Here is a 9,368-nt window from a genome sequence, read left to right as displayed (position 1 = left end):
TCGTCGTCGACTTTACCGACCGCGGGTAGAGCTGCCCGTAATGTCCGTCCCGGCCTGTGGCTGGGACGTGCCGTGCTCGTTTACCGACCGGGTCCGGGACGTCCGTCCTGTTGGCGGCGTCGGTAGGCGGAGGGCACGTGGTTCGCACGGTTGTGATCGGAGACCTGCGGGTGCAGGAGATCCGGCAGGGGGACGGGCGGCGGTCGTGGACGATCGTCTGGCCGGAGGGGACGGTGCACCCGGAGGCGGACCGGTACCTGCGCCGGCACGATGGCTCGGGGACGCAGCGGACGTATGCCTACCTGCTGGTCGACCACCTGCGCTGGCTCGAGCGGGAGTGCCTCACCGTCGCCGTGGTCGGGCTGCGCGACCTCGAACGCTATATGGGGATCCTTGGTGCCGAGGTGGCGATGCCGCTGGGGCAGCCGTGGCGCCTCGGTAAGCGCCCCTACGGTCGCGCGGCGCTGACGACGACGGCTGCCTGCCTGAAGGGGTTCTACCTGCACCAAGCGTCCTACGGGGTCAACGGCGAGCTCGGCAACGTGTTGGACCGCGCCCGGTTGCCGTCCCGGGCGGACCGTCGCCGCGCGTTCCTCGGGCACGTGACGTCGACGATGCCGGCGAACCCGCTGGCCCCGACCGGCCCGCACCGGCGGCATCCGAAGATGCTGCCCGACGGGGCGCGGGAGAAGCTGCTGACCGAGGTCAACTCGGCCCGTGACCGGCTGGTGGTGACCTGGCTGGCGGACGGGGGTCTGCGGATCGGTGAGCTGTGTGGGCTGCACCTGGTCGACCTGCACCTGCGGGAGAACGCGGCCTGCGGCGAATGCCGATCTCCGCACGTCCACGTCTGCCACCGCCCCGGCAACCCGAACCGGGCGGAGGCAAAGACCAAGCACCCGTGGCGGATCGACGACGGGACCGTCGTCGGTGGGCTGCTCAAACGGGTCAGCCCCGCGATGGTGCACACCTACTTCGACTACCTCACCGGCGAGTATCCGCGTGGTCAGGCGGGACACGGGATGCTGCTCGTTCAGCTCCACGGCGCTGGGCATGGTCAGCCGTGGGCGCCGGTGGCGGCTCGGCGGATGCTGGGCCGGGCCGGGCAGCGCGCCGGCCTGGGCGTCGTCCGTCCGCATGCGTTCCGGCACTCCTTCACCAGCGCTGTGCTGGACGCCTCTGATGGCAACCTGCTGATCGCCCGGGACGCCGGCGGTTGGGCTTCCACCGCTGTGGTCGATGAGATCTATGGCCATGTCGATGTCCATGACCCGGCGTTCGACGCGGCGCTGCGCACCGTCTGGGGAACGCGGTGAAACGGGCGGATCACCTGCGCCCGCTCTACGCGGAGCGGCCTGACCGGACGGTACGGGACCGGCTGGAGATCCTGACCGCGCTGATCGGCGGCCCGTCGTTCGACCCGATGTTCCGCGGCGACATTGTCCGGATCCCGCGTGGGCATCCGATCTACCAGTGGGATTGTGTGATCGGCGGCTGTGAGCGGGTCCGCGGCAGCGGCGACCTGTGTTCGATCCACCGGGAGCAGTGGGCTCGGGCGAAGGCGCGGGGTGTCGGCAAGGCGGCGTTCGTGGCCGGCGCCCAGCCGCTGCCGCCCTCGGAACACCTCGAGTATCTTCCCTGCCGGGTCTGCCCTGACCGGCCCGCTGACCACACCGACCTGCGGCTCTGCCAGCGGCACCGCGGACGGTGGTCGCTGCACGCACTCGACGTGGGCGACGGCGCGGACTTCGCTGGCTGGCTCGGCGAGCAGGTGCCCTATCCCGGCTACGGGGACTGTCAGGTCTCGGTCTGCCCGGCCCTGGCGGCCTCCCCGCTGGGCCTGTGTTCTGGGCATACGGCCCGCTACCGAGGCGACGACCAGCCGGGCGGGGCAGCGTTGCCGCCCAGCTGGTGGCAGCGCTTCGAGCACGCCAGCCAGCCGGTCCCCGTCGGCTACACCGACGAGCACCAATTCCGCCTCTGGTGCCAGGCGTCGACCGCGATGCCCTGGCCGGGGCAGCTCAACCTGCGCGGGCTGCGGCCCCTGCTACGCGCGGAGATTCAGTGGGGGCTGTTCATCCACACCCGCCGGTCCCGGCCGACCCGCTGGGACGTCGGCTGGGTCCGCACCCTGGTGAACACCTGCCGCCACGCTGAGACGAACTCGCTCGTCGACCTCGACCTCGACGGCGCGACCGCGTTCTCCGGCGCGATCGCCAAAGAGATCCTCCACGAGCTGCGGCTGGTCTACTTCACTCCCGAGCAGGCGAAGGATGCCGGCTTCCTGGAAACCGACCACTTCGGGGTCCGGTTCGCGCACCGCACGAGCCACGTCGACCTGACCGGCATCCCGCAGCGCTGGCTGCGGGACCTTGCCTTCGACTACCTGGCCGATCTGCTGAGCTCGGCGCGCCGCCCGCGCACCGCCGCCGTGCTGGACTCCGTCCGCCGGGCCGCCATCGAGCTGGGCGTCTTCCTGGAACTCGACGCCCCCGGCGGCGGTCACGACCCGGCACTGTTGGGGGCCGAGCACATGCGGCGGTTCGTCGCTGACCAGCGCCACCGCGAACGCGACGGTCTGCCGTCCCTGGCGATCAAACGGACGAGCGGATCCGCCGGCGTCGTCACGACCGGCACCCGGACGGTGGTGTTCAACGCGGTCCGCAAGCTGCTGCGCGACGCGATGGACAGCGGGACGGCCGACCGCCTCGACCTGAGCCGGGAGTTCATCATCGCGGCTCCCGCCGCCGGTGGAGTCCCGATGCGCGCCCGCCGCCCGTTCCCCGACGAGGTCGCCCGCGCGCTGGCCGACGAGACGAACCTGACCCGGCTCGCCGCCGACTACGACCCCCAGGACTGGGGAATGCGCGACATCTGGGAGACCGTCGTGATCACCGGCCGGCGCATCGGCGAGGTGCTGTCGGTGCGATGGGACTGCCTCGGCCGCTACGGCGGGCTGGCGATGTTCTGGCACGACCAGACCAAGGTCGGGAACTACGACGTGGCGATCCGGATCCCCGAACGGCTCTATGAGGTCCTCGCCGCCCGGCAGGTCACGACCCTCGACCGGTTCACCGCCGAGCACGGCCGCCGGCCGGCTGGAACCGAACGCGCCAGACTGGCCCTGTTCCCCACGACCCACCGCAACCCGGACGGCACCGTCGCGCTGACCCACCAGTGGTTCCACAGCCGGTTCCGACCCTGGGTCGACGCGCTCGACCTCGGTCACGTCGTGCCACATCAGGCCCGGCACACGCTGGCGACGAACCTGCTCCGGCACGGCGCCAGCCTCAGCCACATCCGCCGCTACCTCGGCCATGTCTCCGACCGGATGGCCGAGCACTACGTCCACCTCACCCAGTCCGACCTGGAGAACGTCCTGCAGCACGTCTGGGTCGCCGGCCCCGGCGCCGCCCGCCCCGGCGAACTGCTCGCCGGGGACGCCACGCCGCTGAGCCGTGGCCAGGCGCAGGCCCTCGCGGTCGACCTGTCCCGGCGCAGCACTCCGGCCGAAGGCGGGTTCTGCACCTTCCAACCCGTCGTCGACGGCGGCGCCTGCCCCTGGAACCTCAACTGCCACAGCTGCGACAAGTTCGTCCTGTCCGGCGCCGACCTGCTCTACTGGCGCCGCAAACGCGAGCAATGGCGGCTACTCGCCGAAGGCGCCCCCGACGACGCCACCGCCGACTACCTCCACCAATACTTCGAGCCCACCGCCCATGCGATCGACGGCCTGGAGAAGGCACTCGCCGGCCTCGGTCTCCTCGACGACGCCCTCGCCCTGGACCTGCGCAAACCCCAGGACTACTTCCACCGCGTCTGGTCCACCGCCTTCCGCGCCGCCGACCTCGCGCACGCCGCACACGACGAGCACGACGGCCTCGGCGACAGCGAAAAGGTGCGTCGGTGAGCGCCGCCGTTCCCGAACCCGACCCGCGCACGGCCGCCGCAGCCTCGGCCCGACGCCGCTCATCCGAGGCCGCGCTGGGGCGTGTCCACGACGCCGTCGCCCGCCTCCGACGGGAGAAGACACCGGTCAGCGTCGCCGCCGTGGCCCGGCGCGCGACGGTATCCCGCACCTTCCTCTACGACAACCCCGAGGCCAGAGCCGCGGTCACCGCCGCCATGACCGAGGCCAACCAGCGCCGCGGCCAGCGGATCGCCGACGAAGACGACGCCCGCCAAGCACCCTGGCGCGAACGGGCACTGAACGCCGAAGACGCGCTCACCGCGGCCCACGCCGAGATCCTCACCCAGCGCACCCGCATCGGCGAGCTCCTCGGCCAGATCCGCGACCTCGAAGCCGAATGGACCCAGGAGGCCATCCAGCGCATCACCACCGAGAACACCACCCTCAAACAGCGCGTCCGTCAGCTCACCACCGACAACCGCGCCCTCGACGAGCGACTGAAGGCCGCCCGCTCGAACCTGCGCTTCCAGGACCGCCGGATGGCCGACCTCGAAACCCGCCTACTCGAACCGAAACCCTCACCCTGACCGGAATTCCACCGCTGATCCAAGCCCGCGGTCTGGCCGCCGAATCCGGTGGCCAGACCGCGCCGCTCAACACATGGAATTGATGCCGCCAGATATTTGCCAAACGACCGTCACGGACATGTAAGCTACGCATCAGCGCAGGTCAAGAGGCTAATCAGGACGGCAGCGGTCGGTAAACTCGACGACATCCACTTCCTCGACGTCCGCTCCCGCGACGGCCTGGAAGTCTCGAACCACCTCAAATGGCTCGCGAACGAGTTCCCGGTGACGTTCCTTTTCGCCGGTGTCGCGCTGCGCGAACGCGGGCTGATGAGCGAGGGCATGACCCCGGCCGACCAGGCGCTGGCGCAGACCGCCCGCCGCTGGACCCGGCTCACCCTCGACCCGTTCCACCTCGCAGATAACGCCGGCCGCGACCAGTGGCGCAAACTCCTGCTCGCGATCGAGAAGAACCTCATCCTCGCCGACCAGCAGCCCGGCGACCTCGCCGACGAGCTGTCCGGCTACCTGTTCGCCCGCACCACCGGCCACATCGGCTCCCTGATGACCCTGATCAGCCGCGGCGCCGGCCGGGCGATCCGCCACGGCCAGGAACGGCTCACCCGCGACCTGCTCGACCGGGTGAAGGCCGACGAAGGAGCCGAGCAGTCCCGCGCCCCGCTGCAGGCAGCGCTCGACGCCGGCCGGCTGACCCCGCATCACCGCGCCCTACGCACCACCGCGTCCGCCGACGCATAACGATGCCGGCCCGCACGCTGCCACTGCGGCTCGACCCGCTGCCCGACGAGGCACTCGGCTCCTGGCTGGAGACCTACGCGCACCGGCTGCAGGCCACCCTCGGGGACCTCGCCATCGCGCTCGGGCTACCGACGACCGACCGAGAGCACCCCTCACGGATGCTTGCACATGCGCCGGACTGGACTGTCAGCCTGCACACCAGCGAAGCAGCATCCATCGCCGCTGCCTGCGGGATCTCCCCCGCAGCCCTCCACAGCCTGACCCTGACCCGTTTCGACGGCCGTGCGGTGCATGTCGACACCGAACGACGCCGTGTCCGCTACCGGCTCTGGGCCCGGACCGAAGGCTCACGCTTCTGCCCCAGCTGCCTACACGAGAGCGACGGACGGTGGCCACTGAACTGGCGCCTGAGCTGGTCCTTTGCCTGCCCAATCCACCAATGCCTGCTCGTCGACACCTGCCCTCGCTGCGACCGCCCGGCCCGCACGGCCGGCGTCGCGCTCGGCTTCGTTCCCCACCCAGGACACTGCGCGCGCAGCATCGGCGGCGCCCGAGGCCGGGAAGCGGCACGCTGCGGCGCCGACCTCACCGCCGCCCCCGCCCTAGCGTTGGACGACGGCCACCCCGTGCTCGAAGCCCAGCAGATTCTCTGGCACGTGCTCGACCGCCCCACCGCGAACTTTGGGATCTACAAGGCCGTCCCGGAGCCCGTCACGACCATGCTCACCGACCTCGCCTTCCTCGGCCGCAGAGTGCTCCACGACGCGAGCATCGACGACCTGGCCAGCCGGCTGCCCGCCGACGTGCTCGCCCAGTACGTCCGCGACCGTGACGGCAGGTCACCCCGTCAGCCCATTCACCCACCCGACCGGGCGTCCCTCGTCGCCGTCACCGTCACCGCCGCTCTGCACGCCCTGCGGATCGCCGACACACGCACAGCCGGCCACGACCTGCGCTGGCTGTTCAAAGACCCGCAATCACCACCAGCGACGGAGTTGAGCATCCCGCTGAAAAGAGCGCTACGCCCCCCAGAACCCCCTCGCCGTCGGGGCCTCCGCTGGCCGCCCCGGTGGAGGGATCAACCAGCCGTCTAACAGCCGCGTCGCCGTCCTCAGCGCGACCGCCGCGGACCGAGAGGGACACCCCTGCGTCGGGCCAGGGGCCCGCGTCCACGGGACCTAACCATCCTGCCGCGCCTCGGGACGCGACGTCCCGTTCATAGCAGGCCCGACCTCTCGCGAGCCCTGGGCGATCAGAAGGTGTATATAGGTTCCCGGCTCTCGCCGCCGTTTCCCAGCTTGCTCCGCCACTCGACCGGCATTGGCGGAGGGGGTCTTGACCGGCTCTGCGAAGCCGCCGCGGCGCCTGCCCGCCGGGCCCGCCGGGTGGCCGCGCCGCCTTCAGCGGGCGGAGGACCCCGGCGAGCCCGGTTCAGGTCACGCGTGCGGGCAGCTCAGCATTTCCATCCCCAGCAGGTTGAGGGAACCGCACCAAGACCTTCGCTGGAGTTTCCAGCCGTCAGCCGTACGGATCGCCCCGACGGTGATGGGGAATCGGACGACGCCGTCCGGCCCGCGCTGGCCAGCCATCACCGCGACCGTCGGGTCGATGAACGTCATCGTCACCCGGGCCATGACGAAGTCGGATCCGCTCTGGCTGAGGCTGTCGACCGTGACCTCCATGGTGTCGCTCAACTGTGGGAAGTGGGCGCGCAGGTTGGCATGGATGGCTGTCAGCGCCGGGCCGTCTTCCACGGCCGCGGCCCAGCGCTCGTCGGGCACGCCGTGGGCGAAGGCGTCGTGGAGGACCGACTCCACCGCCGCGGCGATCCCGGCGTCCTCGAGGGGCCGCAGGGACTCGGTCGGTAGCGGAGCGATGCTCGGCATCGGGCCGAGGACCAGCCCGGCGCCGATCTGCCGCAGCACCTCGAGGTCCACCGGAGCGGCACCGTCGGCCTCGACGCCGAGCACGGCGCCGCTGGCCGTGGGCCAGGTGAGCAGGCCCCCGTAGCGGTGGTCCGGTTCCGGGCCCTGGGGATGTGCGGCGTCGTGCCCGAGGGCGAGGTCGTTGCGGACGAAGGCGGCGTCCCGGTCGCCCACCGTCACCGCCGACACCTCGGTGACGCCGGCGGCCTCCCCGGCGGAGCCGTCACTGTCAAAGAAGCCCCCCAGCTCCTCCTGGATCCGAGGGATGGTCGCCCCGATCGTGTGGTCGTCCGGCGGATAGGCCGCGATCACCCAGACGGTGGACAGCCCGGCCGTCGCGGTCGTCGACGCCGTGGACGGCGCGACGAACCTGCTGACGAACGCGTTGGCGCCGAGCATGTGCACGTAGCTGGCCAGGAGCGGTGCTTCGGCCTCGAACGGGATCACGTCGGTCAGGTCCGCGTCGTGCGTCATCGCCGCCGGCAGCCAGGTCGTGGTCACGCCGCCGAAGGCGTACGGAACGTCCCGCGACGCGGGCCCTGCCGCGGCCACGGCGGACCCCGGGTCGTTCCCGCCGGCACGCAGGCTCACCGGGATGCCGACTCCCGCCACGATCACCAGCACGAGCGCGGCGACCGCGGCGACGCGAGCGCGTGACCGATGACGGCGGGCCTGTGCGCACACAAGGTCGGGGAACGCGGTGCCGACACCGCGCCGCGGCCTCCCGGCGCCCAGGGCGCGCAGGTGCGCCACCAGGTCCTGGTCAGCGCCGTCCACGATGTCGCGCGTGGGCTGCGTCCCCGCCGCAGCCCCGACCCGCGCGGTGAAATTGCCCCTTTGGACCGGTCCACCTGGGTCGGTGCGCCCGTTTGCTCCTGTACTCACAGCATCTCCCCTCACCGGGTGGGTCGCGTCGAACGCGGAGCGGAAGCCCCTGGGGACGAAGCGGTGCCGCCATCCCCTGTCTCGTTGGTCAGGACGTCGAGGCCTCCCCCGCCGCGGTGGCGTCCTCGTGGGGCGTGGACGGCGCCGAGCGCCGCCAGGTGCTCGCTGTCGCGCAGCCGGGCAAGGCCCCGCGAGGCCTGGCTGCGCACCGAACCGACGGAGCAGCCGAGCGCGGCGGCGACCTCCGCCTCGGGCAGATCATCGACGTAGCGCAACACCAGCACGGCCCGCTGCCGAGGCGGCAGGGACAGCAGCGCGCGGACCAGGCCGTCGCGCAGGGACAACCGGTCAGCATGGTCGACGCCCACGGCGGCGACATCGACAGTCCACTCGCCATCGACGACCAGCGGCACCTCTGCGACCCGCGACCGCAGCCACCGCCACCGGTTCGTCGCGGCATTGACCAACGCCCGGCGTACATACGCCTCCGGCCGGCCCTCGGCTATCCGCGGCCACTGCCGGTAGGTGCGCTCGAACGCCCCCTGCAGCAAGTCCTCCCCCGCACCCCAGTCCCCGCCGACGAGCAGAACCGCACTCAGCAGCAACCGGTCGGCAGCCCCGGCCACGAACGTCTTAAAGGCCAGCTCCTCATCAGCACGCACCCTCGCCTCCACTGTGTCCAGCTCGCCCGTGTCTGGCCCGTCCCAGTACAAACACGCCCGACCCCAGCCACGATGAGTACTCAGCCGAAACCCACGCTGAAAAGACGTCGCCGACGCGGGCCGCCGCGATTGACGCGACGCCACCCGTCCATCCCGCCGAGGAGTCGGTCTTGGAAATCCAGGGTCCGGACGACGGACGAGCCGCTGTCGGCGCAGGCCCGAACCGAATACGTCACCCGACTTGCCCCCAATTGGGATCTGTCCGACTGACGCACCCTGTCCCGTCCCCGCCAACCTGGTCTGGCCACGAGGCACTGACCAGGCAAGAGACCAGATGCGGTGGACGACGCCGCTGCTCGTCCCAGTGCGGCCGCGAGCTCGGTGAGTACCGAGGTCCGGAAGGTCTCCAGGTCGCGGTCGCCGAGCAGGAACCGGACGTCGAGGTCGGTGCAGGCGACGAGCAGGTGGCGTTCGGCCTTCTTACGGCCTGGCTGGGGTAGCCAGGGGCCGACGCGCAGCGGGGTCTCGTCCATCACCACGACCATCGCCATCCTTCGACGGGGGCATCGACGAGTTCGAGCCGTTCCGCGACAGCAGGCGCTCCACCCGGCCGAGCCGGTCCGCCAACACCGCGTTCGCCGCCGTCAACTCCGTGATCCTG

8 protein-coding genes are annotated in these 9,368 nt (G+C 71.4%); 5 read left to right on the top strand and 3 right to left on the bottom strand.

The window, feature by feature from the left end:
- Positions 1-137: 137 nt before the first annotated feature.
- From QOZ89_RS31975 to QOZ89_RS31955, 5 genes are all read left to right on the top strand, one after another.
- On the top strand, positions 138-1,316 hold the full coding sequence (locus tag QOZ89_RS31975; protein ID WP_312627181.1) for a tyrosine-type recombinase/integrase: 1,179 nt from the start codon (positions 138-140) through the stop codon (positions 1,314-1,316).
- Positions 1,313-3,910 carry a tyrosine-type recombinase/integrase gene (locus tag QOZ89_RS31970; protein WP_312627183.1) on the top strand — a complete coding sequence of 866 codons (2,598 nt, stop codon included), beginning with the start codon at positions 1,313-1,315 and terminating at the stop codon, positions 3,908-3,910. The genes QOZ89_RS31975 and QOZ89_RS31970 overlap by 4 nt, the downstream gene beginning before the upstream one ends.
- Positions 3,907-4,497: a DUF6262 family protein gene (locus QOZ89_RS31965; protein WP_312627185.1), complete on the top strand. Its 591-nt coding sequence runs from the start codon at positions 3,907-3,909 to the stop codon at positions 4,495-4,497. The genes QOZ89_RS31970 and QOZ89_RS31965 overlap by 4 nt, the downstream gene beginning before the upstream one ends.
- Before the next feature lie 264 nt (positions 4,498-4,761).
- Positions 4,762-5,235, top strand: coding sequence for a hypothetical protein (locus tag QOZ89_RS31960; RefSeq protein WP_312627385.1), 474 nt, complete (start codon positions 4,762-4,764; stop codon positions 5,233-5,235).
- Positions 5,236-5,237: 2 nt separating this feature from the next.
- The gene (locus tag QOZ89_RS31955; RefSeq protein ID WP_312627383.1) at positions 5,238-6,329 is read left to right on the top strand and encodes a TniQ family protein; all 1,092 of its coding nucleotides are present in this window, start codon (positions 5,238-5,240) and stop codon (positions 6,327-6,329) included.
- Positions 6,330-6,671: 342 nt separating this feature from the next.
- Here QOZ89_RS31955 and QOZ89_RS31950 read toward each other — a convergent pair whose 3' ends face one another.
- The 3 genes from QOZ89_RS31950 to QOZ89_RS31940 all read right to left on the bottom strand — a co-directional run bounded on the left by QOZ89_RS31950 (position 6,672) and on the right by QOZ89_RS31940 (position 9,252).
- Complete coding sequence (locus QOZ89_RS31950; RefSeq protein WP_131804195.1) at positions 6,672-8,045, bottom strand: hypothetical protein; 1,374 nt, start codon at positions 8,043-8,045, stop codon at positions 6,672-6,674.
- 11 nt (positions 8,046-8,056) lie between these two features.
- Positions 8,057-8,707, bottom strand: coding sequence for a SigE family RNA polymerase sigma factor (locus tag QOZ89_RS31945; protein ID WP_071053359.1), 651 nt, complete (start codon positions 8,705-8,707; stop codon positions 8,057-8,059).
- Positions 8,708-8,787: 80 nt separating this feature from the next.
- The gene (locus QOZ89_RS31940; RefSeq protein ID WP_312627380.1) at positions 8,788-9,252 is read right to left on the bottom strand and encodes a hypothetical protein; all 465 of its coding nucleotides are present in this window, start codon (positions 9,250-9,252) and stop codon (positions 8,788-8,790) included.
- Positions 9,253-9,368: the final 116 nt, after the last annotated feature.

This window comes from Pseudofrankia coriaricola (assembly GCF_032027725.1).
In the GTDB taxonomy this organism is placed as follows: Bacteria; Actinomycetota; Actinomycetes; order Frankiales; family Frankiaceae; genus Pseudofrankia.
The sequence above is the reverse complement of the archived record's forward strand: the minus strand, read 5'-3'. Positions and strand labels throughout refer to the sequence as shown.

Excerpts from the sequence above, each read along its gene's own strand:
- QOZ89_RS31955 (WP_312627383.1), top strand. The coding sequence starts at position 5,238 with ATGCCGGCCCGCACGCTGCCACTGCGGCTCGACCCGCTGCCCGACGAG.
- QOZ89_RS31940 (WP_312627380.1), bottom strand. The coding sequence starts at position 9,252 with ATGGTCGTGGTGATGGACGAGACCCCGCTGCGCGTCGGCCCCTGGCTA.